Source organism: Catellatospora sp. KI3 (genome assembly GCF_029948125.1).
GTDB lineage: Bacteria > Actinomycetota > Actinomycetes > Mycobacteriales > Micromonosporaceae > Catellatospora.
The window spans coordinates 15,575-42,416 of record NZ_JASAMB010000017.1; the positions used below are offsets into that span (position 1 = coordinate 15,575).

At 70.5% G+C, this 26,842-nt stretch carries 17 protein-coding genes and 10 tRNA genes; 22 read left to right on the forward strand and 5 right to left on the reverse strand.

Going from position 1 to position 26,842, the window contains the following annotated elements:
• The first annotated feature begins 381 nt into the window (after nt 1–381).
• From gyrB to QEZ54_RS24540, 6 genes are all read left to right on the forward strand, one after another.
• Nucleotides 382–2,337 (forward strand): DNA topoisomerase (ATP-hydrolyzing) subunit B, encoded by a 1,956-nt coding sequence (gene gyrB / locus QEZ54_RS24515; RefSeq protein ID WP_348650565.1) that lies wholly within the window; start codon nt 382–384, stop codon nt 2,335–2,337.
• A 112-nt stretch (nt 2,338–2,449) separates the two neighbouring features.
• Nucleotides 2,450–4,954 carry a DNA gyrase subunit A gene (gene gyrA / locus QEZ54_RS24520; RefSeq protein ID WP_281307073.1) on the forward strand — a complete coding sequence of 835 codons (2,505 nt, stop codon included), beginning with the start codon at nt 2,450–2,452 and terminating at the stop codon, nt 4,952–4,954.
• Between the two features lie 3 nt (nt 4,955–4,957).
• A complete protein-coding gene (locus tag QEZ54_RS24525; protein WP_281307074.1) occupies nt 4,958–5,698 on the forward strand; it encodes a DUF3566 domain-containing protein in 741 nt (246 codons plus the stop codon).
• 975 nt (nt 5,699–6,673) lie between these two features.
• Nucleotides 6,674–6,747: transfer RNA gene (locus QEZ54_RS24530), tRNA-Ile, on the forward strand.
• A gap of 23 nt (nt 6,748–6,770) precedes the next feature.
• The gene (locus QEZ54_RS24535) at nt 6,771–6,899 is read left to right on the forward strand and encodes a DLW-39 family protein (RefSeq protein WP_217397331.1); all 129 of its coding nucleotides are present in this window, start codon (nt 6,771–6,773) and stop codon (nt 6,897–6,899) included.
• Nucleotides 6,900–6,926: 27 nt separating this feature from the next.
• Nucleotides 6,927–7,002: transfer RNA gene (locus QEZ54_RS24540), tRNA-Ala, on the forward strand.
• 247 nt (nt 7,003–7,249) lie between these two features.
• Here the strand turns inward: QEZ54_RS24540 and QEZ54_RS24545 are convergent.
• Entirely contained in the window at nt 7,250–7,741 is a 492-nt protein-coding gene (locus QEZ54_RS24545) for a DUF4352 domain-containing protein (RefSeq protein ID WP_281307075.1), read from the reverse strand.
• Nucleotides 7,742–8,241: 500 nt separating this feature from the next.
• Between QEZ54_RS24545 and QEZ54_RS24550 the strand changes: the two genes are divergently transcribed.
• The 10 genes from QEZ54_RS24550 to QEZ54_RS24595 all read left to right on the forward strand — a co-directional run bounded on the left by QEZ54_RS24550 (nt 8,242) and on the right by QEZ54_RS24595 (nt 11,552).
• Entirely contained in the window at nt 8,242–9,855 is a 1,614-nt protein-coding gene (locus QEZ54_RS24550) for a hypothetical protein (RefSeq protein ID WP_281307076.1), read from the forward strand.
• Nucleotides 9,856–10,327: 472 nt separating this feature from the next.
• A tRNA-Glu gene (locus QEZ54_RS24555) sits at nt 10,328–10,398 on the forward strand.
• A gap of 28 nt (nt 10,399–10,426) precedes the next feature.
• Nucleotides 10,427–10,500, forward strand: a tRNA-Gly gene (locus tag QEZ54_RS24560).
• A gap of 34 nt (nt 10,501–10,534) precedes the next feature.
• The gene (locus QEZ54_RS24565; protein WP_281307077.1) at nt 10,535–10,978 is read left to right on the forward strand and encodes an HNH endonuclease; all 444 of its coding nucleotides are present in this window, start codon (nt 10,535–10,537) and stop codon (nt 10,976–10,978) included.
• Between the two features lie 40 nt (nt 10,979–11,018).
• Nucleotides 11,019–11,089 (forward strand) — tRNA-Gln (locus tag QEZ54_RS24570).
• 11 nt (nt 11,090–11,100) lie between these two features.
• Nucleotides 11,101–11,173 (forward strand) — tRNA-Ala (locus QEZ54_RS24575).
• A gap of 11 nt (nt 11,174–11,184) precedes the next feature.
• Nucleotides 11,185–11,261, forward strand: a tRNA-Arg gene (locus tag QEZ54_RS24580).
• A 37-nt stretch (nt 11,262–11,298) separates the two neighbouring features.
• Nucleotides 11,299–11,372 (forward strand) — tRNA-Pro (locus QEZ54_RS24585).
• Between the two features lie 17 nt (nt 11,373–11,389).
• Nucleotides 11,390–11,470, forward strand: a tRNA-Tyr gene (locus QEZ54_RS24590).
• Nucleotides 11,471–11,475: 5 nt separating this feature from the next.
• A tRNA-Cys gene (locus QEZ54_RS24595) sits at nt 11,476–11,552 on the forward strand.
• A gap of 104 nt (nt 11,553–11,656) precedes the next feature.
• Here QEZ54_RS24595 and QEZ54_RS24600 read toward each other — a convergent pair.
• The 3 genes from QEZ54_RS24600 to QEZ54_RS24610 all read right to left on the reverse strand — a co-directional run bounded on the left by QEZ54_RS24600 (nt 11,657) and on the right by QEZ54_RS24610 (nt 15,870).
• On the reverse strand, nt 11,657–12,937 hold the full coding sequence (locus tag QEZ54_RS24600) for an MFS transporter (protein WP_281307078.1): 1,281 nt from the start codon (nt 12,935–12,937) through the stop codon (nt 11,657–11,659).
• 111 nt (nt 12,938–13,048) lie between these two features.
• On the reverse strand, nt 13,049–14,962 hold the full coding sequence (locus tag QEZ54_RS24605; protein WP_281307079.1) for a hypothetical protein: 1,914 nt from the start codon (nt 14,960–14,962) through the stop codon (nt 13,049–13,051).
• A 215-nt stretch (nt 14,963–15,177) separates the two neighbouring features.
• Nucleotides 15,178–15,870 carry a DsbA family oxidoreductase gene (locus tag QEZ54_RS24610; RefSeq protein WP_281307080.1) on the reverse strand — a complete coding sequence of 231 codons (693 nt, stop codon included), beginning with the start codon at nt 15,868–15,870 and terminating at the stop codon, nt 15,178–15,180.
• 90 nt (nt 15,871–15,960) lie between these two features.
• On the opposite strand from QEZ54_RS24610, the gene QEZ54_RS24615 reads away from it, so the two are divergent.
• Nucleotides 15,961–16,722 (forward strand): SGNH/GDSL hydrolase family protein, encoded by a 762-nt coding sequence (locus QEZ54_RS24615; protein ID WP_281307081.1) that lies wholly within the window; start codon nt 15,961–15,963, stop codon nt 16,720–16,722.
• Nucleotides 16,723–16,850: 128 nt separating this feature from the next.
• Nucleotides 16,851–19,757: a hypothetical protein gene (locus QEZ54_RS24620; protein WP_281307082.1), complete on the forward strand. Its 2,907-nt coding sequence runs from the start codon at nt 16,851–16,853 to the stop codon at nt 19,755–19,757.
• 57 nt (nt 19,758–19,814) lie between these two features.
• On the opposite strand, the gene QEZ54_RS24625 is transcribed toward QEZ54_RS24620, so the two are convergent.
• Nucleotides 19,815–20,600, reverse strand: a complete 786-nt coding sequence (locus tag QEZ54_RS24625) for a maleylpyruvate isomerase family mycothiol-dependent enzyme (RefSeq protein WP_281307083.1) — start codon at nt 20,598–20,600, stop codon at nt 19,815–19,817.
• Between the two features lie 216 nt (nt 20,601–20,816).
• On the opposite strand from QEZ54_RS24625, the gene QEZ54_RS24630 reads away from it, so the two are divergent.
• From QEZ54_RS24630 to QEZ54_RS24645, 4 genes are all read left to right on the forward strand, one after another.
• Complete coding sequence (locus QEZ54_RS24630; RefSeq protein ID WP_281307084.1) at nt 20,817–23,648, forward strand: hypothetical protein; 2,832 nt, start codon at nt 20,817–20,819, stop codon at nt 23,646–23,648.
• Nucleotides 23,649–23,776: 128 nt separating this feature from the next.
• Complete coding sequence (locus QEZ54_RS24635) at nt 23,777–24,310, forward strand: TetR/AcrR family transcriptional regulator (RefSeq protein ID WP_281307217.1); 534 nt, start codon at nt 23,777–23,779, stop codon at nt 24,308–24,310.
• A gap of 85 nt (nt 24,311–24,395) precedes the next feature.
• Entirely contained in the window at nt 24,396–25,733 is a 1,338-nt protein-coding gene (locus QEZ54_RS24640) for a biotin carboxylase N-terminal domain-containing protein (RefSeq protein WP_281307085.1), read from the forward strand.
• Between the two features lie 171 nt (nt 25,734–25,904).
• Nucleotides 25,905–26,807 carry a hydroxymethylglutaryl-CoA lyase gene (locus tag QEZ54_RS24645; protein ID WP_281307218.1) on the forward strand — a complete coding sequence of 301 codons (903 nt, stop codon included), beginning with the start codon at nt 25,905–25,907 and terminating at the stop codon, nt 26,805–26,807.
• Nucleotides 26,808–26,842: the final 35 nt, after the last annotated feature.

The window sequence follows — 26,842 nt, forward strand, 5'->3', positions numbered from 1 at the left end:
TCTCGCCCGAACGGCGCTCAGGTCGCGCGGATCGGCGCTCCGGCCGTCGAGGCGGGGAGCATGCCCACTCAGCCGTGGGGGGAGTTGCGACCGGAGCCGTTCGGGCGGCTACGTGGCCCTGAGGGGTGCGAAACGGCGTACTGGGGGTGCTCCCGTGCGGCGATTGTCGGCTCGACCAAGTAGGATCGCTGCCAGAGTAGGAACACTGGGTGGACCGTCGTGCGCGACACCGGGTGGGTCGTCGCGTCCGCCGCTGGCCGGCAGGTGTGCGACGCACGCCCCGTGACGCTCATGACCAGGTCTGACGGACCCCGGCCCCGCCGAAGCGGGGCGTGCAGGCCGGAACGTTTGTCCCCGCCGCCTGTGGCGGCGGAGGAGGGATTGAGAGTGGCAGCGCAGAAGGACTACAACGCATCGTCGATCACCGTTCTGGAGGGCCTGGAGGCGGTTCGCAAGCGCCCGGGCATGTACATCGGCTCGACCGGTGAGCGCGGTCTGCACCACCTGATCTGGGAGGTGGTCGACAACGCCGTCGACGAGGCGCTCGCGGGAGCCTGCGACACGATCCTGATCACGCTGACGGCCGACGGCGGCGTGCGCGTGGTGGACAACGGCCGTGGCATCCCGGTCGACATGCACCCGAAGGAGAAGCGGCCGACCGTCGAGGTCGTGCTGACCGTGCTGCACGCCGGCGGCAAGTTCGACGGCGAGGCGTACGCGGTCTCCGGTGGTCTGCACGGTGTCGGCATCTCGGTGGTGAACGCGCTGTCCACCCGGATCGACCTGGAGATCAAGAAGGACGGGTTCGTCTGGACCCAGCGCTACAACAACACCAAGCCCGAGCCGCTGGTGAAGGGTGAACCCACCACCAAGACCGGCACGAGCGTGACGTTCTACCCGGACCCGACGATCTTCGAGACGGTCGAGTTCAACTTCGAGACCATCTACCGCCGGGTGCAGGAGATGGCGTTCCTCAACCGGGGCCTGACCATCGCGCTGCGCGACGAGCGCCCGCTGGCCGGCGCTGGTGACGAGGAGGTCGAGATCCGCGAGGTGACCTTCTGCTACAAGGGCGGCATCTCCGACTTCGTGCGTCACCTCAACAACACCAAGAGCCCCATCCACAAGTCGGTCGTCGAGTTCGACGCCGAGGCCGACGGCATGGCGCTCGAGATCGCGATGCAGTGGAACGAGTCGTACGGTGAGAGCGTCTACACGTTCGCGAACACCATCAACACGCACGAGGGCGGCACGCACGAAGAGGGTTTCCGTGCGGCGCTGACGACCATCGTCAACAAGTACGGCGCGGACAAGAAGATCCTCAAGAGCGACGAGAAGCTCTCGGGCGAGGACATCCGCGAGGGTCTGGCCGCCATCATCTCGGTGAAGCTGCGCAACCCCCAGTTCGAGGGCCAGACGAAGACCAAGCTCGGCAACACCGAGGTCAAGAGCTTCGTGCAGAAGGTCTGCAACGAGTGGCTGGCGGACTGGCTGGAGCGCAACCCGGCCGAGGCCAAGATGATCATCGGTAAGGCCTCCCAGGCGGCCCGTGCCCGCATCGCCGCCGCCCAGGCGCGCAAGCTGGCCCGGCGCAAGTCGCTGCTGGAGTCGGGCTCGATGCCGGGCAAGCTGGCCGACTGCCAGTCGACCGACCCGAAGATGTGCGAGCTGTTCATCGTCGAGGGCGACTCGGCCGGCGGCTCGGCCAAGCAGGGCCGCGACCCGCGGGTACAGGCGATCCTGCCGATCCGCGGCAAGATCCTGAACGTCGAGAAGGCCCGCATCGACAAGGTGCTCAAGAACAACGAGGTCCAGGCGCTGATCACGGCGCTGGGCACGGGCATCCACGACGAGTTCGACATCGAGAAGCTGCGGTACCACAAGATCGTGCTGATGGCCGACGCGGACGTCGACGGCCAGCACATCCAGACGCTGCTGCTCACGCTGCTGTTCCGGTTCATGCGGCCGCTGGTGGAACTCGGCCACGTGTACCTCGCCTCGCCGCCGCTGTTCAAGATCAAGTGGAACAAGAAGGGCGACGACGCGCAGTACGCGTACTCCGACCGCGAGCGCGACGGCCTGATCCGCCTGCGCCAGGAGACCAAGCCCAACGCCAAGCCGGACGACATCCAGCGGTTCAAGGGTCTGGGCGAGATGAACTACCCGGAGCTGTGGGAGACCACGATGAACCCGGGTACCCGCACCCTGCGCCAGGTGACCTTGGACGACGCGGCAACCGCCGACGAGCTCTTCAGCGTGCTGATGGGTGAGGACGTGGAGGCGCGCCGTTCGTTCATCCAGCGCAACGCGAAAGATGTCCGGTTCTTGGACATCTGATACGCCGTATGCCGTCCTGTGGGTAAACAGCACGTTTATCCACAGGACGGCCCCTGATCCACAGCGTTATCCACAGCTTCTCAGCTATAGACGTGGGAAAGAGTTTTAAACAGTGAGCGAGACTCCCGACCCAAGGCCGGAAGAGGACTTCGGCGTCCACGGGCGCATCGAGCCCGTCGGGCTCGAGGTGGAGATGCAGCGGTCGTACCTCGACTACGCGATGAGCGTCATCGTCGGCCGCGCCCTGCCGGACGTGCGCGACGGCCTCAAGCCCGTGCACCGCAAGATCCTCTACGCGATGTACGACGGCGGCTTCCGCCCCGACCGCGGCTACTTCAAGTGCGCCCGCGTCGTCGGCGAGGTGATGGGCAACTACCACCCGCACGGCGACACCGCGATCTACGACTCGCTGGTCCGCATGGCCCAGCCCTGGTCGCTGCGCTACCCGCTGATCGACGGCAACGGCAACTTCGGCTCGCCGGGCAACGACCCCGCCGCGGCCATGCGGTACACCGAGTGCCGCCTGTTCCCGCTCGCGATGGAGCTGCTGCGCGACATCGACGAGGACACGGTCGAGTTCGTCCCGAACTACGACGGCCGCAACCAGGAGCCGACGATCCTGCCGTCGCGCTTCCCGAACCTACTGGTCAACGGCTCCGAGGGCATCGCCGTCGGGATGGCCACGAAGATCCCGCCGCACAACCTGCGCGAGATCGCCAAGGCCGTGCAGTGGTGCCTGGAGAACCCGGAGGCCGACGAGGCGACCGTCCTGGACGAGGCCATCCGCATCGTCAAGGGCCCGGACTTCCCGACCCGCGGCCTGATCGTGGGCACCTCCGCGATCGAGGAGGCCTACCGCACCGGCCGCGGCTCCATCCGCATGCGCGCCGTGGTGGAGGTCGAGGAGGACAAGAAGGGCCGTGCCTGCCTGGTCGTCACCGAGCTGCCCTACCAGGTCAACCCGGACAACCTCGCCGAGCGCGTCGCCGACCTGGTCAAGGAGGGCAAGCTCGGCGGCATCGCCGACATCCGCGACGAGTCCTCGGGCCGTACGGGCATGCGGCTGGTGCTCGTGCTCAAGCGCGACGCCGTCGCCAAGGTGGTGCTGAACAACCTCTACAAGCACACCCAGCTGCAGGAGACCTTCGGCGCCAACATGCTGGCCCTGGTCGACGGCGTGCCGCGCACGCTGAACCTGGCCCAGTTCCTGCTGCACTACGTCACGCACCAGATCGAGGTCATCCAGCGCCGGACCGCGTACCGCCTGCGCAAGGCCGAGGAGCGGGCCCACATCCTGCGCGGTCTGGTCAAGGCGCTGGACATGCTGGACGAGGTCATCGCCCTCATCCGCCGCGCGCCGAGCGCGGAGGAGTCCAAGACCGGCCTCATGCAGCTGCTCGACGTCGACGAGATCCAGGCGACCGCGATCCTCGACATGCAGCTGCGCCGCCTGGCCGCGCTGGAGCGTCAGAAGATCATCGACGAGCTCGCCAAGATCGAGCTCGAGATCGCCGACCTCAAGGACATCCTGGCCAAGCCGGAGCGCCAGCGCCGCATCATCTCCGAGGAGCTCGGCGACGTCGTGGCCAAGTGGGGCGACGAGCGCCGGACGAAGATCATCCCGTTCGACGGCGAGGTCTCCATGGAGGACCTCATCGCCCGCGAGGACGTCGTCGTCACCATCACCCGAACCGGGTACGCCAAACGGACAAAGGTTGACCTCTACCGTTCGCAGAAGCGCGGCGGCAAGGGCGTCTCCGGGGCGACGCTGCGGCAGGACGACATCGTCAGCCACTTCTTCGTCTGCTCCACGCACGACTGGATCCTGTTCTTCACGAACAAGGGCCGGGTCTACCGCGCCAAGGCGTACGAGTTCCCGGAGGCCTCGCGCGTGGCCAAGGGCCAGCACGTGGCCAACCTGCTCGCCTTCCAGCCGGACGAGTCGATCGCCCAGGTGATCGAGATCGCCGACTACGAGGTCGCGCCGTACCTGGTGCTCGCCACCAAGAACGGCCTGGTCAAGAAGACCGCGCTGGCGGAGTTCGACTCCAACCGCAGCGGGGGCATCATCGCGATCAACCTGCGTGACGACGACGAGCTCGTCGGCGCGGCCCTGATCGCGGCCGAGGACGACCTGCTCCTGGTGAGCAAGCAGGCGCAGGCGATCCGGTTCAACGCGACCGACGAGGCGCTGCGGCCGATGGGCCGGGCCACCTCGGGTGTCATCGGCATGCGCTTCGGCGACGGCGACGAGCTGCTGGCGATGGAGGTGGTCCGCGACGGCATGGACGTGCTGGACGTACTCGTGGCCACCAACGGCGGCTACGCCAAGCGCACCCCGATCGACGAGTACCCGGTCCAGGGCCGGGGCGGTAAGGGCGTACTGACCGCAAAGATCACCGAACGCCGTGGCGGACTGGTGGGTGCGGTCGTTATCAGCCCGGAAGACGAGCTCTTCGCTATCACGAGCAACGGCGGAGTTATCCGAACTCCGGTGAAGCCCGTGCGGCGGACGCGCGATCGGAACACAATGGGTGTCAAGCTGATGGACCTCCCAGAAGGCGTAACCCTCGTCGCCATTGCCCGCAATGCCGATGAGCCGGACGAACAGGACTAGTGCATGACGGAGACACAGGCGATGTCGGGTGCCGCGGGGGCACCGGCTAACCCGGTCGAGAAGGACGGCGGCGAGGCCGGCGCGGCGACCGGCCGGGCGGCCGTGGGCCGCGCGACAGTCCCCGCAGATCAGTCCGAGCCGACCCCGGCCCAGGACCAGGCTGGTAGCAGCGGTGCTGCCACGTACACGCGACCGGCGGGCATGCCGGTGCCGGAGGGCGAGACCGCCACCAGCGCCGAGAGACCCGCCGCCGCGACCGGTCGGGCGGCAGCCGGCTCATCGGCGCTGCGCTCGGTGGTCAGCAGCGCCAGCGCGGGCGCCGTACGCGTCACCGAAGCGGTCCGGGCCGCGCGCTCCAGCGCCGGCACGTCCGCCTCGCGCGGACCGCGCCGGGCCCGGCTGAGCATCAAGCGCATCGACCCGTGGTCGGTGATGAAGTTCTCCTTCGCGGTGTCGTTCGTGCTGCTCGTCGTCATCGTGGTGGCGACGTCGGTGCTTTACCTCGCGCTGGACGCGATGGGTGTGTTCAACTCGCTGAACGGCACCCTGGCCGACCTGTTCACGTCCAACGGCGGCGGCGGCGCGTTCCGCATCAGCGCCGGCGGCGTGATCGGCACCTCGGCCATTCTGGGCGCGATCAACGTGGTGCTGTTCACCGCGCTGGCCACCCTGTCCGCCTTCATCTACAACGTCTGCGCCGACCTGGTCGGCGGCATCGAGATCACGCTGGCCGAGCGGGACTGACGGTCACCGGGCCGCGGTCGTGCCGCGGCCCGGACGTCGGTACCTGGCCTGGGTGGGTCGAGCTCTGAGATCGCGGGTCGCGGTCGTTCCACACGGACTTCGCCGTGGGTACGACCGCAGCCCGCGATCTTTGCTGTCCCAGCCCACTGCGGCCCGTGCCCGCTCCGGTCGTGCGCTGGGCGAGCCGCGTTCCGCCCCGTCCTCGATCCCGTCGCGCGGTTCGGTCCCGCTTGGGTCGCGCGCTTCGGTCGCTCGCTGGGCGGGCCGCGCGTGCCCTTCTATATACGTTGGCCTATCCAGTCGAAGATGACCTTGGCGGTTTCCCCGTCATGGGCCAGCGTTTATGGAGTAGGGCCGGTGATCGGTGTCTGCGGTCATGTTCGTGGCTGGCTGTGTGCTGGACGGCTGGATATCGCCCGGAAACGGCGATCTTCTGGCGCCAGACCCCGCTTGATCGTTGGTTTGTGTCGCCTGAGGCAGTTGAACGGCACATCGCGACCCGAAAAGCCGATCATCGAGGCGACCGCGGGCTCGGCGCGGTCCAGTGGCGCCCAGGTCTGCCTCCTCGACGTCACCTCGGCCCAGCGGCAGGATGCTGCGGCGGGCCAGGTCTCTGCGGCGGGCCGGGTCCTGCGGCGGGTCAAGGTCCTGCAGCAGGTCAAGGTCCTGCAGCAGGTCAAGGTCCTGCAGCGGGTCAGGGTCCGTAGCGGGCCAGGTTCCAGTTGGGGTCGATGGCAGCCGGGTCGGGCGGGTGACCTCGTGTCGCCGAGGTCGCCACTCGGTGGCATGGCCGCCGCGAGGGTGGCAGTGGCTCAGGCGCGCGGGCGGCGTCCTCGGGACTCGTTTGGTGATCTTGGCAGGTGGTGTGGCCTGCTGGGTGGCTGTGGGATGGGCTTGGCGGGCGGCGCGACGCGCGGAGGGGGATACCGGTTTGGAAGAGGCCGGATCAGTGCGGTAAGGTTCGTTGTCGCGCACGGGGCTATAGCTCAGTCGGTTAGAGCGCAGAGCTGATAACTCTGAGGTCGCTGGTTCGATTCCAGCTAGCCCCACTCCCGAGCGTAAGGTGCTCATCATGTGGAAGAAGTTGCTGATCGTCGCCGGTGTCGGCGTGGCGATCGCACTGGTCGCCAAGAAGCTTAAGGCGGCCAGCGACGAGCGGGAACTGTGGCACGAGGCCACGACCGCCCCCGATCTCCGCTAATCTGACGGGCCTGCTGACCCGTCCCCCGGGGCCTTAGCTCAATTGGCAGAGCACCGCCTTTGCAAGGCGGGGGTTAGGAGTTCGATTCTCCTAGGCTCCACCAGGTAAAACGTTCATGAAACTAGGCTTTACCGATGGCCAGATGAAGCCACCGGTAAAGCCTAGAGATTTTTGATCTAGCTACCTGGCCGAGTTTTCAGCGTCAGGATCGTTCATGATCCGGTCGATGCCGTCGGCCGCGTCGCGAGAGGTCATGCATCCGAAGCCCCTCCAGGCCAGCAGCCTTTCCTACGATCTCGAATCTTCGGTTGACGTTACGCGGCTCGGAGCGCCTACGCGCCTGACCTGGATCACTTGCTGACGTCGGCAACGACGGTGACGTTGTACTTCGGGGAGAACGTGACCCGAGCGGGTTTGAACTTGCCTTCGGCGGTTATCGCGCCCGTTACGTGCTCTCCGGCAGCCAAGGTGAGCGTGTCGATCTGGTTCGCGTCCTCACCGAGTTCGGTGCTGTGCTTGGCGCCATCGGAAGCGGTGATCGTAAAGGACAAAGGGTTGACGCTAACGTTATCCGGACCATTGTTCTTAACCGTCACTTCTACGGACGTGAAGTCTCCACCGTTGTACAGCACACTGGGCTCGAAATCAGTCGTCTGCGCTGTAAGCACGACCGAAGTCGCCACCGCTGAAGTAGCTGTAGACGTTTCGGCCTGCGCCGAGAATGCGGCGGGCGGGTCGACGGAGCCCCAGGCGAGCAGGGCCATACAGGCAAGAGCAATCGTCAGCGTGCGCGCCCGATCTCGAACGCTCATGACGCACCCCCAGGTCGTCTGCTTGGGCATTCATCTCCAGTAGAGCAAACGCCGGGACAACACGCAGTCGAACTAGGACCTCCGCGAGTGCCCGGGAGACCGAACCCATCGCACCGACCGATCCGACCTTTCGGTGCGGAGCTAGGAGCCTCGCGCCGGCCCCCGGTGACCAGGGCGGCGGCGATACCGGACCCCATCTGATCCCCTCGGGTCGGCCCGCCGGTGAGCAGACCCAGGTAGCGGGAGGCCCGGGGCCGAACAGGTACCCGACGATGCCGCCGGCGAACCCGAGCTACACCTGCGCGAACCGCGATCGAGCTCCGGCGGGCGCCTGCTCAGAGTCGCCGTCCGCCTCCTCGGTCCACCCCGATCTACCACCGCGGCTTGCCGCATGGGGCAGTAGCCGTCTCCAGTGTCGAGGGGCCCCGGCAGCTGGAGCTGGGAAACGTGACGGGGCAGCGGGGGATGCACGCGATCGCTAGCGTGTCGAGCGTCCCGCCGCAGCGGGGCACTCATCACGGGAGGATCTGTTGACACCCCTGCGAAAGCGCATCCTGAGCACGGCTGCGATCGCATCTCTGGCCGTGTTCGCGGCCGCCGGACCGGCTTCGGCCGCCGCCGTCACGGCTGAGCGGGCCAAGTTGGGCCTGACCGCGCTCGCGTTCTCGGCGGACTCCGTCGACGCGACCGCCGAGTCACCGTCCGGTCGTACCGTCGACCTGACGTGGACCGTGTCCGACCCGGACGCGGCCGCGACCGACGTGCACGGCACGGTTGAGCTGAGGCTGTTCAACGGCGATGTCGCCGTGGGCCCGGCGCGGAGCTACAACTGGCGGTCGCAGCCCGGCGGCACGGCGGACGTGGTCGCCGACAGCCCGGCGACCGCGCAGCTGTCGTCGTACACCCTGCACTTCGTGGTGCCGCAGTACGGGCCGGCGGCGCAGGTGACCTGGCGGGTCGTCAAGGTGACGGCGGCTGACGACCTCGGCAACACCCGCTCCTACGGCACGGACAAGCTCGCGGCTTTCGACAGCACGGTGGCCGTGACTGAGCTCGTGGACACCGAGGCGCCGGTGCTGCAGCTGTTCGGCCGCAGCTGGGAGCAGCGGCCCGAGCTCTACACCGATGGCCGTCAGCTGACCTTCAAGTACACCGCGTACTTCCTGGACCAGCAGTCCGGTTTCTGGAAGGGCAAGGTGAAGCTGCGCGGTCCCGGGGACACCCGGGTCGTGTGGCCGATCCAGCTGGTGAAGGTCGACTCGTCCACGTCGTTGTGCGGAGACTTCCCGAATTCGGACGACAGCATGGTGTGGTGCGAGCTGTCGTTCACGCTGCCGCAGGGGTCGCCTGCCGGGGTGTGGCACGTGACGGGCGTGGAGTTGACCGACCTTGCGGGCAACAGCGCGACTCGTGAGGTCGATGCCGAGACCAGCGATGTGCACACCACCAGCAACTCGCCGCTGAGCGCGAGCGGCTTCGCGCTCAGCGCCACCGAGGTCGACAACTGGCGCGAGGACAAGCCGGTGCGGCTCAGCCTGCTGCCCGCTGGTGCGCAGGGTGCCGTCACCTCGGTGCGGGTGCACTCAGAGTGCTGGCAGTTGGACACCACCCCGATGGTGGCGGCCGACGGGATCGTCTCGGTGGAGCTGACCGTGCCCGCCTCGTACTCGGGCTGCAATGTCAGCGGAATCGAGGTGCAGGACGCGGCGGGCAACCTTGCGCTGTACGGCACTGAGTTCGGCAACTCCGACCTGGGTCTGCGGGTGAGCCAGGTGGCGGACACCACCGCTCCGGTGGTGGTCAGCGTGGTGTTGAGTCGTACTTCGGGTACGCCGAACGAGATGACCAACATCCGCGCAACGGTGACCCTGGCGCCCTCCGAGCAGTCCCGCATCGGGCTGTACAACTTCCAGTTCTTCAACGCTCAGGGCGTGGGTGTCGGCGGCAACTCGAGCTGGGCGCAGCAGAACGACGATGGCACCATCACCGTCGAGACGTGGCTGGGCACTCAGAGCCCGGGTGTGTACACGGGCGGCTTCGAGCTCAACGACGAGGCGGGCAACCGGGCCGCGTACGGCTACGGGTTCGCCGGTGCCCTGCCGATGCCCGGTGGGCCGCTGGTCGTGACGGTGACCGAAGGCTGATCGCAGTACCGGACGAGCCCGTGGCCCCGTGCCGCGGGCTCGTCCCGTTTCCGAGCCTCCAGCAGCGCGAACGATGCTCGCGTAAATAGGGTTGCCGGGTCCGAGGCGATCGCAATACGGTATGCCCACCAAGAACGACACCATCCGAAACAGACCGGAGTAAAGCTCATGTGCCGCCGACAGAACAACGCGCCGCTGTGGCTGACGCCCTGCGGTGACGCGGTCCTGCCCGGCGCCGTGCGATACGCCGGTCGACCCGGTTGTGAAAGCTTCCGGGAACAGGGTGCACGACGCTGTTGAAGCGTCGCAGAAGCGGCTTCAGCCGCCCGCACCCGAACCTCGGGAGCGGGCGGCTTTTCCGTTCCCGAACGCGCACGACCAGCACAGACTGCTCCGGTCCACCGGTGGCGCGGGCGTTTGAAAACTCTACAGCGGATGGCAATGAGTGATGCGTCGCAAGAGGCGGCGCCAAGGCCGATTCGGCTATGGGTAGGCCCCCGGGTTCTCAGCCCGGAAAAGCGGGTTCGAGCCCCGCATCGGCTACGCGATACAGCAATTTCAGGGAAGACAGGCGGTCGTCGCACAACGGCAGTGCACTGCCTCGCCATGGCAGGGATCCGGGTTCGACTCCCGGCTACCGCTCCATTCGACATCACGACTCGATTCAGGAGGTGACCCGATGAACGGGGTACTGGTACTCAACGCCGACCTCGGCCCGCTGCACCGGGTCAGCCTGCGCCACGCACTGCGGATGCTGTGGCGGCAGGTGGCCGTGGTGCACGAGGCCGAGCCGGACCAGGCGGTCGGGGTGTACCCGATGCCGCGGGTGGTCCGGCTGGTCAGCTACGTGGTTACCCGCTGGCGGTTCAGCGGCGGCCCGACCTGGTCGCGGCGCGGCGTGCTGGTGCGGGACGGGCACCGGTGCGCGTACTGCGGCGGGTCGGCGAGCACCGTCGACCACGTGCTGCCGAGCTCGCGCGGCGGCCGCAACACCTGGCTCAACACGGTGGCCGCCTGTGGCGGCTGCAACCAGCGCAAGGGGGACCGGACGCCGGTCGAGGCACGGATGCCGCTGCGGGTCACCCCGACGGCTCCGTCCTGGGCGGCGCTGGCCCGGCGCTGAGATCGGCCGCGGGGTCCACGGGGACCCGCGGTCGATCCGATCGCGGGTCGTCCAACGGTAGGACACCTGATTCTGGATCAGGGAATCGAGGTTCGAATCCTTGCCCGCGAGCGGTACCACCAGGGCCTGTAGCTCATCAGGAAGAGCGCCGCTCTTGCAAAGCGGAGGTGGCCGGTTCGAGTCCGGTCGGGTCCACGCAAGTCCATGCCCTGATGGCGCAACGGGACAGCGTACCGGTCTACGAAGCCGGGGGTTGCAGGTTCGAATCCTGCTCAGGGCGCCACGGGGGCGGTCGACGGGGGTCGGGCCGCGCCCGGGAACGGGATGTGGCGCAGTTTGGTAGCGCGCTCGTCTGGGGGGCGAGAGGTCGCCGGTTCGAGTCCGGCCATCCCGACGTACGGAGAAGGACACGCGGACGCGCCGACGTCGGAGAGTCGGGCCTGGCTGTAAACCAGGTGCTTGTCTGAGGGGGTTCGAATCCCTCCGTCCGCACGCACGGCCATGTGGCGTTCCGGGTGGGGCGCTCCGTCTGCAAAACGGATGACGTCGGGTTCGACTCCCGGCATGGCCTCCACCGCTCGCCCGCCATCCGCTGTGGAGCAGCACTTTCGGGGAAACTGCTGGAATTCGAGCCTTGATTCCAGCAGTTTCCCCGAAAGTGCGCCTACGGCTAGCGCGTCAGCGCTGGGGGCCGGTGTAGCGGAGGAAGGCGGGGACGGCCAGGGCCATCGCTGCCATCGCGACCATGACGAGCACGCCGCCGCCGGAGACGGCCAGGGTGACGCCGGCGGCCGGGGCGGCCACGCCGTGGATCAGGTCGGCCAGGCGCGGGCCGCCCGCGACCACGACCGTCTGCACGCCCTGCATCCGGCCGCGCATCTCGTCGGTGGCCGCCGCCTGCAGGATCGCGCCCCGGAACACCATCGACATCATGTCGGCGACGCCCGCGAGGCCGAGGAAGAACACGGCCACCCAGATCGAGCGGCTCAGGCCGAAGCCGATGATCGCCGCACCCCAGCCGCAGACCGCGATGGTCACCATCAGCCCGTGCCGGCGCAGGTGCGAGAACGTGCCGGAGAGCAGACCGCCGAGCAGCGCGCCGATCGGCACCGCGGCGTAGAGCAGGCCGAGGGCGAAGTTCTCGTCGACGCCGGGGTAGGCGGTGTGGGCCAGCTCCGGGAACAGCGCGCGCGGCATGCCGAAGACCATCGCGATGACGTCGGCGGCCATGGAGATCAGCAGCAGGCGGTGGGTGGCCAGGTAGCGGAAGCCGTTGATGATGTCGCGCAGCCCGGCCCGCCGGGCCGTGCCGTTCAGCGGGGGTATGGACGGCAGCCGCCACACCGCCCACAGCGCCGCGCACAGCGCCACCGCGTCCAGCAGGTACAGCAGCGGCAGGCCGAGCACCGGGATCAGGGCCGCGGCCAGCATCGGCCCGAAGATCTGGCCGCCCTGCATGACGGTGGAGTTGAGCGCGCCCGCGGCGGGCAGTTCGGCGGCGGGCACCAGCCGGGCCACCGACGCCGTACGCGCGGGCATGTTCATGCCGAACAGCGCCTGCTGCACCGCGACCAGGATCAGCAGCAGCGGGATCGAGCCGAGGTCGAACGCGGACTGCACCCAGAACACCGTGCACAGCAGGGCGATGCCGGAGTTGGTGCAGAGCAGCATCTTGCGCCGGTCGACGGTGTCGGCGATCGCGCCGCCCCACAGCGCGAACACGATCAGCGGGATCAGGCCCGCGGCGCTGGCGACGCCGACCCAGGCCGAGGAGCCGGTCATGTCGTAGATCTGCTTGGGCACGGCGACCGCGGTGAGCTGGCTGCCCACGGCCGTCACGATGGTGCTGCTCCACAGGCGCCGGTACGGCCGGTGCCGCAGCGGTCGGGTGTCCAGGAGGAACCGGCGCCGGGGCGGTGCCTGCGCCGGCTCTTTCTCCGTCGTCACAGCCTCGGTCACGGGCGCACAGTAGCCCAGTCCTTACCGCTTCCACCAGGGACAGTGGCGCATCAGACGCCGGGGACGGCTGAGCCCCCGGCCGGGGTGGCCGGGGGCTCAGGTCGCTACGGGTCAGGCCACGTAGATGTAGTACTCGGTGGGGTCGGAGTAGGTGCCGTCAGCCGACCGGGACACGACGGTGATGGCGTGGAAACCGGACTCGGCCGGGGTCCACGTGATCGTCGCCTTGCCGTCGGCGTCGGCCGCCACGCTGCCCGCCTCCGCCCAGTCGAACGAGTACAGGTACTCCTCGACGTTCGGCAGGCGCGGTTCGAAGGTGAACGTGCCGGTCACTCCGGCACCGCCCAGCGGGTCGCCCTCGGGGTCGTTCGGGTAGACGTCCGAGGTGACCTTCGGGCCGGTGACCAGCACCAGGTAGGCGTTGGTCCGCGGGCTGACCCAGCCGTTGGCGCTGACGGTCCACACATCGAGGTTGGAGCTGCCGGCTTGGGCGGGCAGGGCGACGGTGAAGTCCGCCGAGCCGTCCGCGGCGGCGGTCACGTACTGCGGGTCGCCGCCGTTGAAGCTGTAGCCGTACTCGACCACGCCGGTGAGGCCGGCGTGCGGGGTGGCGTGGACGTGGACGTCCTCGCCGTAGCCGACCTCGTAGTAGCCCCAGCTCGTCGCGCCGTTGACCGACAGCGTCGGCGCGGTGTCGGTGACCCTCACGTCGTACTGGGTGGTCGGCCCGGCGTTGCCGGCCCGGTCGACGGTGCGCACGTACAGCGTGTTGAGCTGGCGCGGCGGGGACAGCGTCACCGTCGCGGTGCCGTCGGCCCCGGCCCGCACCATGCCCGGGCCGTCGAACGGGTCCTTCCAGACCGGCAGGCCGTCCGGGCCGATCGAGTACACCCCGATCACGTTCAGGCCCGAGGACCAGGAGTACTGGTATCCGGCCACGTCGGTGGCGCCGCTCGCGGTGAAGGTGAAGACGCCGGGCGTGCCGCCCGGGGTCCACTCCTGCGGGTTCGGCGGGAACTGCGGCGACGAGACCCCCGGCGCGTTCGCCGGAGCCTGCGCGTCGACGGTGAAGTAGCAGGTCCTGGACCACTCGGAGGTGTCCGTACCGTCGAGTGCCCGCACCTGCCAGGCGTAGTGGCCGCCGTGGGCGGTGAAGCCCTGGGGCGTCATGATGCTGGTGCCGAGCCCGTTGCGGGCGTAGCCGGTCAGCACCGTGCGCTGCTCCGGGTGGTCGACCGGCCACATCGCCCACTCGGCCGACAGGCGCGAGTCGTCGTTGGCGTCGGCGTCGCGCACGAGCGCCCACAGCGGCTTCTGACCCGAGCCGGGCAGCAGCGTCTCCGACCCCTGGTCGGCGCAGGGCAGCGCGCCGCTGAACAGCTTGTTCCCGTCGACCGTGGGCGGCGTGTTCGAGCCGACGGTCAGGCGCATGCCGTACGACCACTTGAGCTTGCGGCCGTAGGTGACGTCGCCCTCGTACGCCTCCGGGACCCGGAGTTCGATCGAGAGCTGGGTGCTGCCCTGGGCGAGGGCGTCCCGGACCGCGGTGGTCAGGTCCTCGTCGAGCAGGCCCGGGCAGAACCGGGTGTCGGTCTCCTCGGCGATCCGGGACACCTCCGACCGGGGGCTGCGCCAGGTCGGTTCGGCCGGCGAGCCGGACGTCGTCCAGATCTCGATGGCCCGCTTGCCGCACTCGTTCACCGACTTCTCGGAGATGAACAGGTGCGCCGAGTAGAGCTTGCGGTGCTCACCCGCGAACGGGGTCAGGTCGAACGTGACGTACGACCGGGACATGTGGTGCTTGCCGTTCTCGTCCCGCCAGGCGCCCAGCGGGACGTCCGAGGTGGCGTCGAAGCTGGTCGCGCCGTCCCGGGAGTCGGTGTAGCGCCAGGACAGCGTCGGGGCGCTCTCGTAGTAGGTGCTCGCCTGCGCGGGCGCCGCCGCGGCGAGGGTGAGACCGGCGGTGGCCGCGGCTGCCGCGACCAGTCCGGCCAGTACGCGCCGGTGTGCGGACGTGATGGTCACGTCGTTGGATCCTCCCCGTGCTGCCCGCAGACGATCTACGGGCAGCCGGAATCGTAGGACCGCCGATCAGCTTGGCGCCATGGTCTTTCGGGATCCTTCACAACAGACACACGTCTGCCGGCAGCCGCGGCGGCGCCTTCACCGGGCGGCACCGGACGGGATCGGCGTACGACGATCTTGTTTCACGTGAAACAAGACTCGGGCGACCTAAACGGTCATACCGCGCAGGAGTCGTCGTCGCAGGCTTCGCCGCGCGGAGCGAGGTCGGTGAGCAGCGGGGCGGCCCCCTCGCGGCGGCGCACCTCGTCGAGGACCTCGCGCAGGGTGGACGGGTCCTGGGCGCCGCTGATGGCGTACTTGCCGGCGAAGACGAACATCGGCACGCCGGTCACGCCGAGTTCGCGGCCCATGGCCAGCTCGTCGAGGACCTCGTCGGCGCCCTCGGTCGAGTCGAGGAACTCGCGTACTGCCCGCTCGTCGTGCTTCAGGCTGACCGCGGTGCGTACCAGGTCGTCGCGGTCGCCCAGGTCGAGGCCGTCGGTGAAGTGGGCGCGGTGCAGCGCCTCCACCATCGGCCGCTGGTCGCGGCCCTGCTCGCCGGCCCACCAGATGAGCCGGTGCGCGTCGAAGGTGTTCGCGCCGATCGCCCGGTCGAAGTCCATCGCCAGGCCCTCCTCGGCGGCCACCGAGCTGACCTGGGCGAACATTCGGCGGGCGTTGGCCTCGCCGCCGTAGCGGCGGCCGAGCCACTCCACCAGCGGGGTGCCGGTCGACTGGGCGGACGGGTCGAGCTGGAACGCGCGCCAGCGCACGGAGACGTCCGGACTGTCCGCGAGCGCGCGGTAGAGCCGCTGCTCGCCGATCCAGCACCAGGGGCACACCACGTCGGAGTAGATCTCGATCTGCACGCGGTCTGCAACAACGCCCCGGCGCGGGCGATTCCCGCTGTTAGGAAGAGCACTACCCGGGGGTACGGGCCGCGGTGGCAAGATGGCGCGGTGAGTTGGAGCAGGTATGTGGCGCTGGGGGACAGCTTCACCGAAGGCATGGACGACCCGTACGCCGACGGTGTCTTCCGCGGCTGGGCCGACCTGGTCGCGGGCCGGCTGAACGAGCTGTCCGGCGGTGACTTCGGCTACGCCAACCTCGCCATCCGCGGCCGCCTCTACGACGCCATCGTCGGCGAGCAGCTGGAGCCCGCCCTGGCGATGAAGCCGGACCTGGTCAGTTTCGCGGCGGGCGCCAACGATGTGCTGCGCCGCCGCTGCGACCCGCCCGCGCTGATGGCCCGGTTCGACGCGACCGTGGCCCGGCTGCGTGCCACCGGCGCGGACGTGCTGCTGTTCCGGTTCGCCGACGTGATGTCGCGGCTGCCGGGCAACAACCTGGTCGCCCCGCGCATCCGCTACCTCAACCAGGCGGTCGGCGACGTCGCCGACCGCAACGGCGCCCGCCTGGTCGACCTGTGGAACGACCACGAGTACGCCAATCCCGCGCTGTGGAGCATCGACCGCCTGCACCTGTCCCCGGCCGGTCACCGCCGTACGGCCGCGCACGTGCTCGCCGCGCTCGACGTCCCCGCCGACCCGACCTGGTGGGACCTGCCCTCGTGGCCCGAGCGCAGGTCGTGGCTGGTCACCAAGGGCGAGGACCTGGCCTGGGCGGGCCGCTACCTCGCACCGTGGATCAAGCGGCGGCTGACGGGCCGCTCCTCCGGCGACCTGATCACCGCGAAGCGGCCGACCCTCGGCCCGCTCTGAGGTGTGCGGCGGCCTGTGCAGACGTTGTGAAGCAACGGAAAACGGGTCTGCGCCAGTGGCGGCACGCCGATAGGCTCCCGGCTGCCGGCGGCGACAACCGCCGTCGCAACGGGGAGGAGTTACTCGGCATGCGCGCACGCAAGTTGCTTGCCGCGTCAATCGGGACTCTGCTGGCGGCAGGGTTCGTCACGGTCATCGCACCACCCGCCCAGGCCTTCTGGCTCGACAACGTCGGTGCCAACGGGCGCGCCTACACCGACTCGAAGCTGCCGACGCAGTCGTTCGTGAACGTCGCGGGCGACGTCCCGCTCGGCGCCTGGTCCGACGGCGCCGGGGTGAAGCACCGGTCGCGGGCTTACTACACGTTCGACGTCACCCGCTACGCGGGCAAGGTCATCAGCAAGACGGACGTTTACGTCCAGGAGGTCTCGGCAGCCGACTGCGGCACCGCGCAGCCGGTCGAGATCTGGCGCACCGACGCCATCACCAGCACCACGAGCTGGGACGACGCGCCGCGTCAACGTGAGCTGCTCGGCACCGCCAACGCGGGCGGCCCGGACGCGACCTGCCCCGGCTACCTGGTCTGGGACGCGACGGCGGCGATGCAGCGCGCGGCCAAGCGGGGCGACACCACGCTCACGGTCGAGATCAGGGTGCCGCGCGAGTTCGAGGGCGACCTCGGCCACGGCCGCAAGCTGAAGCGGTACGCGGGACTCAACGTCGAGTGGAACACGGCGCCGACCAACGGCAGCCTCGCGGTCGAGTACCCCGTCGGGGGCTGCACCACGCGGCAGGACCCGCTCGTGGTGCCCGGGCGCCAGGTCACGCTGACGCAGCGGCTCACCGACCCGGACCCGAACGACTATCCGCGCGGCGAGTTCGCGGCGTGGCCGGTCGGACACGAGGACCAGCGGATCGAGGCGGCGGGTACCGGCTACGCGCGCGACCTCAGCAAGGTCTCCTGGGACATGTCCCGCTACCCGCACGGCACCGTGGTGGCCTGGACGGCGCGGGCCTGGGACGGGCACGACTACTCGGCCTGGGCCAAGCCGTGCTTCGTCAAGATCGACTCCAAGGCGCCCCCGGCGCCGAAGGTGACCTCGGCGCAGTACCCGGCCGACGGGCAGCCGCACACCGGTGAGGGCCTGCCCGGCACGTTCACCTTCTCGTCCCGCACCACCAAGGACGTGGTGGGGTACTACTGGGGCCGGTTCGGCAGCGCCTACAACTACGTCGCGGCACCCACCCCGGGGGCCGACGCCACGATGCAGTTCACGCCGACGTCGTTCATGGAGCGGCTGACGGTCCAGTCGGTCGACAAGGCCGGCAACCGGTCGCCCGCGACCGAGTACGAGTTCTACGTACGTTCCAGCGCCCCCTACGTGCAGGTGAACGCCGTCGGCGTCAACGTGCCCGGCAGCACGCTGGACATCTACCACAGCGACCCGGAGACCACGGAGTTCGGCTACAGCATCGGCGGCGGCGCGGAGACCCGCGTGCCGGTGACCGCGGAGGGCCCGACGCACGTCGACGTGGTCTTCCCGGTGCTCGGCTACGTGAACGTCACCGTCAAGGCGTACGCCGGGACGGAGCTGATCGGCGCGCACAGCGAGGACGTCATGGTGCGCGACCTGCCGCGCATCGAGTCGGCCGACTTCAACTGGCCCGACGTCGAGGGCCAGGTCGACCGGCCGGGCACGTTCACGTTCCGTCCGGCCCGGCCGGACGTGGTGGCGTACGAGTGGGCGTTCCTCTACGACGACATGCAGCGCATCGACGCCGCGCCCGACGGCACCGCCACCCTGACCTGGACCCCCACCGAGCCGAACTGGTACGTGCTCAACGTCCGCAGCATCAGCGCGGACGGGACGGTCTCCGAGGTCAACCAGTTCCAGTTCAGCGTCATCGACACCAAGCCGGCCGTGCGGTCCGACACCTACCCGGACTACTGGGCCGGCGGCGGCGTGGGCGTGCCCGGTGAGTTCGAGTTCGACACCGCGATGCCGAACGCGTCCGCCTACGTGTACCGCTTCAACGGCGGGCCGGAGCAGGTCGTCGAGATCGAGTGGCCGTACACCTCGGCCCGGGTCACCCTCACTCCGGACCACTCCGGCGCGAACACCCTGTCGGTGAAGACCCGCTTCGCCGACGGCACGTTCTCGCCGGTGCGGGACCACGTGTTCCAGGTCAGCGACGCGCCGGTGGTGACGTCGAGCGACTACCCGGAGCACAACCCGGCGGGCCGGCCCGGCCAGGAGGGTGAGTTCACCTTCCACCCCGGGCGCACCGACACCGTGGCCTACCGGTACTCGCTGGGCTACGGCGACGAGACCCAGACGGTCGCCGCCGGGGCGGACGGGCTGGCGACGGTGCGGATCGCCCCGCAGTACTCCGGCTACGAGACGCTCATCGTGGTCGGCGTGGCCGCGGACGGCACCCTCACCGCCGAGCGGCGGTACCAGGTGGTGGTGCGCAACCCGTACCCCAGCGTGAGCAGCTACTACAACTCGTACAGCCCACGCGGCGGCCTGGGTGTCAAGGGCTGGTTCGACCTCTACTCCGAGCTGAGCGAGGTCACCGCCTACGAGTACCAGGTCAACGGCGGTGCGTGGCAGACCGTCGCCCGCGACGGCTACGCCACGCGCATCGAACTGACCATGGACCGCAACGGGGAGAACGTGCTGTCGGTGCGCGGCCGCGACGCCGGCGGCGTCATCACGCCGCAGACCGACTACCCGTTCCTGGTCGGCGTCCAGCCCCGCCTCAGCTCGACCGAGTACCCCATCGGGGAGTACCGCGGCGGTCCCGGTGTCGCCGGGCAGTTCCACTTCCTGCCCGGCAGCCCGGACGTGGTCGAGTACGAGTACCAGGCCGGCTACGCCGACCCGGTGCTCGTGCCCGCCGCCGCCGACGGCACCGCCACGGTCACCTGGGCACCCCCCTCGGGCGGCTACTACACCTGGTACCTGCGGGCCCACCTGACCGACGGCACCTGGTCGGAGTACGCGTACTACAGCTTCGGCGTGAACAGCTGAGCTCCGACAGACGGCGGCCCGCTTCGGACGAACTCCGGGGCGGGCCGCCCTCTGCTGTCAGGGCGCGACGTTGAGGTGGGCGAGCACCCGCTCACCCAGCTCGGCGTCGCCGCCCAGCCACACCTGCTCCCGGGTCCGGTCGGCCCGCCCGGTGCAGAGCAGCATGAACGCGTGCCAGGTCAGCGTGGCGTGCACCGTACTGCGGTGTGCGTCCGGCGCGGCGAGCGCGGCCCGGCCGCCGTCGTCGACGTGGATCGCGAAGTCGCCGGGCACCTCGCCCAGCACGGTGAAGCGGACCGTCGCGCCCGGCGGCACCCCGGCGCCCTTGGCCACCGCCTTCGGCAGCGCCCCCAGGATCAGCTCGCGCGCGACGTGCGCGCCCGCCGAACCCAGCCCGCCCGGCCGCCGGAGCGCCCGGCGCACGTCCTGCTCGTGCACCCACAGGTCGAAGGCGCGGGCGGTGAGCTGCACCGCGAACGGCACCGGCGACTGCGACCAGATCCACCAGCCGATCGCGTCGGCGGGCGGCAGGCCCGAGGTGAGCTGGAGTTCGCGCTGGGCGCGTACCTCGGCCAGCTCGGCCAGGACCGCCTCCCGCCCGGCGCCGCGCCGCTGGAGCACGCCCTGGTCGATCCAGGCCTGCGGCGGGCCGGGCGGCAGGGGCAGGCCGCCCTCGGCCATCCACTTCTCACCGGCGACGACGTGGGCGTACACGTCACCGACCGTCCACAGCGGCAGGTCCGTGGCCGCGCCCCACTGCGCGTCGGTGAGTTCGGCGCCCAACGCGACCAGCGCGTCGAGGGTGTGGCGGCAGGCGTTCGCCGCGCGTTCCAACGATGACATTCCGGCAGCCTCTCCGAAGCCCTGTGACATTTCAAGCGACGAATACCCGACCCGGCCGGTGCCGCATGCGATGTCAGGACCGCGGGCTCGGCACCCGTCGCCGCCGCCGGGTACGGTGTCCCGCGTGAACCTCTCATGTCAGGTCGATCCGGGCGGTAGTCCCGGCCTCGACCGGACCGGGCCGTGCCGCACCGCCGACGCGCAGAGCCGCGCGTCATGACCGGGCCTGAGCATGTGCGGGAACTGATCGACCAGTGCTGGCAGGCGCCGCGCGGCTCCGGCCAGGTGGCGCTGGCCGAGGAGGCGATCGCCCAGGCCGACGCGGTCGGCGACGACGAGCTCCGGTTCCAGGCGCGGATGGCGGCGACCGAGGCGTACTACCGGGCCGGGTCGCCGGACCGGTGCTTCGCCGCCTTCTCGTGGTGCCTGGCCCGCTACGACGAGCGGCCCGACCGGTACGCCGACAGCGCGAGCCTGCTGCTGTGGCACTTCAAGTACCAGGTCCACGCGCTGCCCCGGTTCCCTGAGGTCCCGCTGGAGCGCGCCTACACGGTGCTGGCGGACATGCAGCGGCGCTACCAGTCGGGCGGGCACAGCCTGCAGGCTGTCCACAAGCTCCGCTGGCTGGTCGCGGCCCACCTGGGCGACCTGGACACGGCCGGATACCACTACGAGCGGTGGCAGGCGGCGGCCCGGGACGAGAACTCCGACTGCGACGGCTGCGACCCGACCGCGATGGCGCAGCACCTGGGCCGCCTGGGTCGGGACGAGGACGCGATCGCGCTGACCGACCCGGTGCTGGGGGAGCGGCTGTCCTGTGCCGAGCAGCCGCAGGAGATCCTGACCGCGCTGCTGCTGCCGTACCTGCGGACCGGGCGGGAGGAGGAGGCGCGGCGAGCGCACCAGCGGGCGTACCGGATGCTGCGTACCCAGCCCGCCAAGCTCGCGAGCATCGCCGAGCACGTCCGCTTCCTGGCCCTGGGCGGTGACGTCACCCGGGGACTGCAGGTGGTGGAGCGGCATCTGCCGTGGCTGGAGGACGCGCCGTCGCCCGCGGCGGAGATGGAGTTCGCCGCCGCGTCCGCCCTGCTGCTGCGGCTGCTGGCCGCGCTGGGCCACGGCGAGCTGGCGGTACGCGGTGCCCGCCGCACCGTCGCCGTGCTCGCCGACGAGCTGGCCGCGCGGGCGACGGGTTTGGCGGCCCGGTTCGACGCGCGCAACGGCACCGGCGCGCAGAGCGCCCGGATCGCGGCGCTGCTGCAGGCCGAGCCGGTCGTCGCGGCGGCGCCGCCGCCCGCGGGGTGGCGGGTGCCGCCGCAGCGCGCCGCGGCGGAGGCCGCCCCCGACCCGCTGCCGGACGTGCCCGCCGACGCGGACCTCGACGCGCTGCTGGATCTGGTCGAGGAGTCGCTGCGGCGCGACCTCGAGCCCCGGGTGGAGGCGCTGTGGCTGCGCATCCGGCCGCTGAGCGAGCGCGACCCGCTGACCGCGCTGCAGCACGGCCGCCTGGCCGACCTGGCCGGGATGCGCCTGCACAGCGAGGCCGCCGAGGAGACCGAGCGCGCCTGGGCCGAGGCACTGGAGTGGTACGTCCAGGCCGGTGACCTGGTGCGCCAGCACCGCATCCGGGGCCGGCTGGGGCTGCACCGCTGCCGCCAGGGCCAGGTCGAGGAGGGGCTGGCCGAGGTCCGCGCCACCACCGACTACCTGCTCGCGCACGCCGACGACCGCGACCGCGCGGGCGCGCTGCGGCGGCTGGCCGTGGCGCTGCTGCACGCGCAGGAGCCCGCCGAGGCGCTGACCGTGCTGGACCGGGCGGCCGGCATCGCCGAGCCCGATCCGGGCGCCCGCGTCCGGCTGCAGGTGATGCTGCTGCGGGCGCAGGCGCTGGGCGCCGACGGCCGGGTGCGCGATGCCGCCGACGCGGCGCAGGAGCTGGTCGACCAGGCGACCGCCGACGGCGAGCGCGAGCTGATCGGCCTGGGCGAGTTCTTCCTGGGCCAGGGCCTGACCATGCTGGAGGACTCGGCCGGGGCGGTCCGCGCCTACGACCGGGCCCTGACGCACACGCTGCCCGAACCGCTGGAGCGGGAGGTGCGGGAGCGGCGGGCGGTGCTGCTGGCCGGGACGCCGCGCGCGGCCGAGGTGGTCGACGACCTGTTCGCGATGGTCGAGCGGCTGGCCGAGGAGGCGGAGGAGGACGACGACACCGACCACATCCGGTTCCATCTCGCGGTGGCGCTGTTCAACGCGGGGCGGACGGAGGAGGCGGCCGAGGAGGCCGAGGAGGCGGTGGCCGACGCCGACGAGGTCGGCAACCAGAACCTGGCCGACCAGGGGCGGCACCTGCTCGCCGCGGTGTACCAGCGGCTGGGCGACCCGGACCGGGCCGTCTCCTACCTCGACCAGCTGGCCGGCAACCTGGACGGCTTCGACAACGCCGCGGCGCGGGCCAGGGTGCTGGAGCAGGCCGGTGAGCTGCTGTTCGACCTCGACCGCGACGATCTGGCGGCGGTGCGGCTGGCCGCGGCCGCGGCGGCGTACGCGGTGGCGCGGCTGCCGCTGGACGAGATCCGGGCGCTGCGGCGGCAGACGGTCGCGGCGATGTTCGCCGATGACACCGAGCAGACCCGGATCGCGCTGGCCACGGTGGATGCCGCCGCGCGGGCGGTGCCGCCGGGCCTGGCCGCCGAGCCCGAGGCCGGGTACGAGCTGGCCTGGGTCGCCCTGGACGGGGCCCGGGCGCTGGCCGGGATCGGCGAGCCCGAGGCGGCGCTGTCCCGGCTGGCCGGGGTGGCGCAGCGGTTCGAGGAGCTGGAGTCGTTCGGGGAGGCGCTGCTGGCCGAGCTGACCCAGGGCGAGGTGCTGCTGGCGGTGGGCCGGGCCGAGGCGGCCGAGCCGGTGCTCCGCGCGGTGGTGAACCACCTGCCCCGCGATTCGGCGACCCTGCCCCGCGCCGCGTACGTGCTCGCGCACGCGCTCCTGCTCACCGGCCAGGGCGACGAGGCCCGCCGGTTGGCAGGGGAATATGGGTTCGAACTGGACTAAACGGACGTTAAGTCGGCACTTGACCGGCGGGTAGCATGTCTCGGGTGACGGCAGTTGAGCAAGACGTAGCAGCACCCCCAGCAGCGGCGACCCCCACCAAGGCGCCCCGCCGGTCACGTCGCGAGGAGATCCTCGAGATCGCGGTCGGCCTGTTCGCGGCTCGCGGCTACCACGGTGTTTCCATGGACGACATCGGCACCGCCGCCGGCGTCACCGGACCAGCGCTCTACCACCACTTCGCCGGCAAGGAGGCGATGCTGGTCGCCGCGCTGATGCCGGTCAGCGAGGGCCTGCTCGCGGGCGGCCGGGGCCGCGTCGCCGACCACGGCGCCGACCCGAGGGCCGCGCTGGAGGCGCTGGTCGACTTCCACGTCGACTTCGCCCTGGCCCACCCGGCCGTCATCGCCCTGCACCTGCACGAGCTGGACCGCCTGCCCGAGGAGCCGCGCCGGGAGATCCGCCGCCTGCAGCGCCAGTACGTCGAGGAGTGGGTGCAGGTGCTCACCGCCCTGCGCGCCGCGCTCAACCCGGGCGAGGCACGGGTGCTCGCGCACGCCGCGTTCGGTCTGATGAACTCCACCCCGTTCCTCGGCGGAGAGGTCGACCGGCACCGCCGGGCGACGCTGCTGCGCGCTGCCGCCCTGGCGGCACTGCTCGGCTGAACCATCGTTAAGGCCCGCCTCCTTCCGTGTTCGGCCGACCGTCTAGCCTCAGCGATGGTTGTCTGAGCATCGGGAGGGGACCTAAATGATCGAGTCGCTGCTCGTCGCGAACCGCGGAGAGATCGCTCGGCGGATCATCCGCACCGCCAACAGCCTCGGTGTCCGCACCGTCGCGGTGTACTCCGAGGCCGACGCGGAGCTGCCGTTCGTGCGCGAGGCCACCGAGGCCGTGTGCGTCGGGCCCGCCAATCCGGCCCAGTCCTACCGCAACGCCGAGGCGATCCTGGCGGCCGCCAAGCAGACCGGGGCCCAGGCGGTCCACCCCGGCTACGGCTTCCTGTCGGAGAACGCGGACTTCGCCCGTACCGTCGAGGCCAACGGCCTGATCTGGGTCGGGCCCGGCGCCGACGCGATCACCGCGATGGGCGACAAGATCAATGCCCGCAACCTGATGGCCGCCGCAGGCGTGCCCGTCGCGCCCGGCACTGCCGACCCGGCCGAGTCGGCCGAGGCCGCGCTCGCCGCCGCGGTGGAGATCGGCTACCCGGTCATGGTCAAGGCCGCCGCGGGCGGCGGCGGCATGGGCATGGCCGTCGCGAACGACGAGGCCGAGCTCACCGAGCAGTACGGCAAGGTGCGGGCCTTCGCCGAGCGCATGTTCGGCGACGGCTCGGTGCTGCTCGAGCGCTACTTCCCCCGGGTACGCCACATCGAGGTGCAGATCCTCGGCCTGGCCGACGGCCGGGTCGTCGCCCTCGGCGAGCGCGAGTGCTCGGTGCAGCGGCGCAACCAGAAGCTCGTCGAGGAGTCGCCGTCCCCGGCCCTGTCCCGGGAGCAGCGCGCCCAGCTGCTGGCGGCGGCCGTACGCGCCGGTGAGGCCGTCGGCTACCGCAACGCCGGCACGGTCGAGTGCCTGTTCGACCCGACCACCGGTGACTTCTTCTTCCTGGAGATGAACACCCGGCTGCAGGTCGAGCACCCGGTCACCGAGGCGGTGTTCGGCGTCGACCTGGTCGAGGCGCAGCTGCGCGTCGCGGCCGGGCTGCCGGTGCAGTTCGACCCGGACGCGCTGGTGTCGCGGGGGCACGCGATCGAGCTGCGGGTCAACGCGGAGGACCCGAAGCGGTTCCTGCCCGGGCCCGGCGCGATCGCCACATGGGTGGAGCCGACGGGGGAGGGCGTGCGGGTCGACGCCGGGTACGTGCAGGGCAACACCGTCACGCCGCACTACGACTCGCTGATGGCCAAGGTCATCGTGTACGGGGTGGACCGGGACGAGGCGATCGCGCGGGCCAGGGCGGCGGTCGGCGGGTTCGAGCTGGCCGGGCCGAAGAACAACCTGCCGTTTTTCGCGGAGCTCCTGGACAACGCGGAGTTCGTGTCCGGGGACTACGACACGGGAATCGTCTCCCGCATGCGCTGAACTCGGCATTCGCACCCGCCGCCCCGCCTTGCGATCGACGCTGGCCTATCTAGAGCAGGATCATGGAGAATCTGTGCTCTAGATAGGCCAGCGTCAATGCTAAGGCGGGTGTGGGTGGGGGCGTGGGCGGATTGCCTTAACGAGCGCTAAGGTGGCGGCATGGGTGGTGTGCTGCCGAGCAGGGTGTCGATTCGTGAGGTCGGGCCGCGGGACGGGCTGCAGAACGAGAGCCCGGTGCCGACCGCGGACAAGATTCGGCTGGTCGAGGCGCTGGGGAGCACCGGCGTACAGCGGATCGAAGCGGTGTCGTACGTCCACCCGAAGGCGATCCCGCAGATGGCCGACGCCGACGACGTGTGGGCGGGCATCGCCCGCGAGCCGGGGCTGCGCTACAGCGCCCTCGTGCCCAACCTGCGCGGGGCCGAGCGGGCGCTCGCGGGCGGGTTCACCGAGGTCGAGGTGGTGGTGTCGGCCAGTGACACGCACAACCGCCGCAACATCAACCGGTCCACCGCCGAGTCGCTGGACGAGATCGCGCCGCTGATCGAGCGGCTGCACGCGGGCGGGGCGACCGCCGAAGTGATCATCGCGACGAGCTTCGGCTGCCCGTACGAGGGGGACGTGGACCCGGCGCGGGTGGCCGCGATCGTCGACCGGGTGGTCGCCGACGGGGCGGACCGGGTCGCGTTCGGCGACACGACGGGCATGGGCACGCCCCGGAGGGTGCGCGAGCTGCTCACCGCCGTCCGCGAGCGACAGCCGGACATCCCGGTGCTGCTGCACTTCCACAACACCCGGGGCACCGGCCTGGCCAACATCCTGACCGCACTGGAGCTGGGCATCACCGAGTTCGACGCCAGCGTCGGCGGGCTGGGCGGCTGCCCGTACGCGCCGGGTGCGTCCGGCAACGTGGCGACCGAGGAGGTCGTGCACATGCTGCACGACATGGGCGTGGACACCGGCATCGACCTGGACGCGATGATCGAGGCGGCCCGGCTGGCGGAGAAGATCGTGGGCCGGGAGCTGCCCTCGGGCGTGCTCCGCGCCGGCCCGCGCCACCGCACCATCGCCTAGTCGCCGAGCGCGCCAGTCTCCTGGCGACGGCGGCA

Bases quoted from the DNA above. Each gene is read 5' to 3' on its own strand.
- QEZ54_RS24525 (WP_281307074.1), top strand. From the start codon at position 4,958: ATGACGGAGACACAGGCGATGTCGGGTGCCGCGGGGGCACCGGCTAAC.
- QEZ54_RS24535 (WP_217397331.1), top strand. From the start codon at position 6,771: ATGTGGAAGAAGTTGCTGATCGTCGCCGGTGTCGGCGTGGCGATCGCA.
- QEZ54_RS24545 (WP_281307075.1), bottom strand. From the start codon at position 7,741: ATGCCCAAGCAGACGACCTGGGGGTGCGTCATGAGCGTTCGAGATCGG.
- QEZ54_RS24565 (WP_281307077.1), top strand. From the start codon at position 10,535: ATGAACGGGGTACTGGTACTCAACGCCGACCTCGGCCCGCTGCACCGG.
- QEZ54_RS24620 (WP_281307082.1), top strand. From the start codon at position 16,851: ATGCGCGCACGCAAGTTGCTTGCCGCGTCAATCGGGACTCTGCTGGCG.
- QEZ54_RS24625 (WP_281307083.1), bottom strand. From the start codon at position 20,600: ATGTCATCGTTGGAACGCGCGGCGAACGCCTGCCGCCACACCCTCGAC.
- QEZ54_RS24630 (WP_281307084.1), top strand. From the start codon at position 20,817: ATGACCGGGCCTGAGCATGTGCGGGAACTGATCGACCAGTGCTGGCAG.
- QEZ54_RS24640 (WP_281307085.1), top strand. From the start codon at position 24,396: ATGATCGAGTCGCTGCTCGTCGCGAACCGCGGAGAGATCGCTCGGCGG.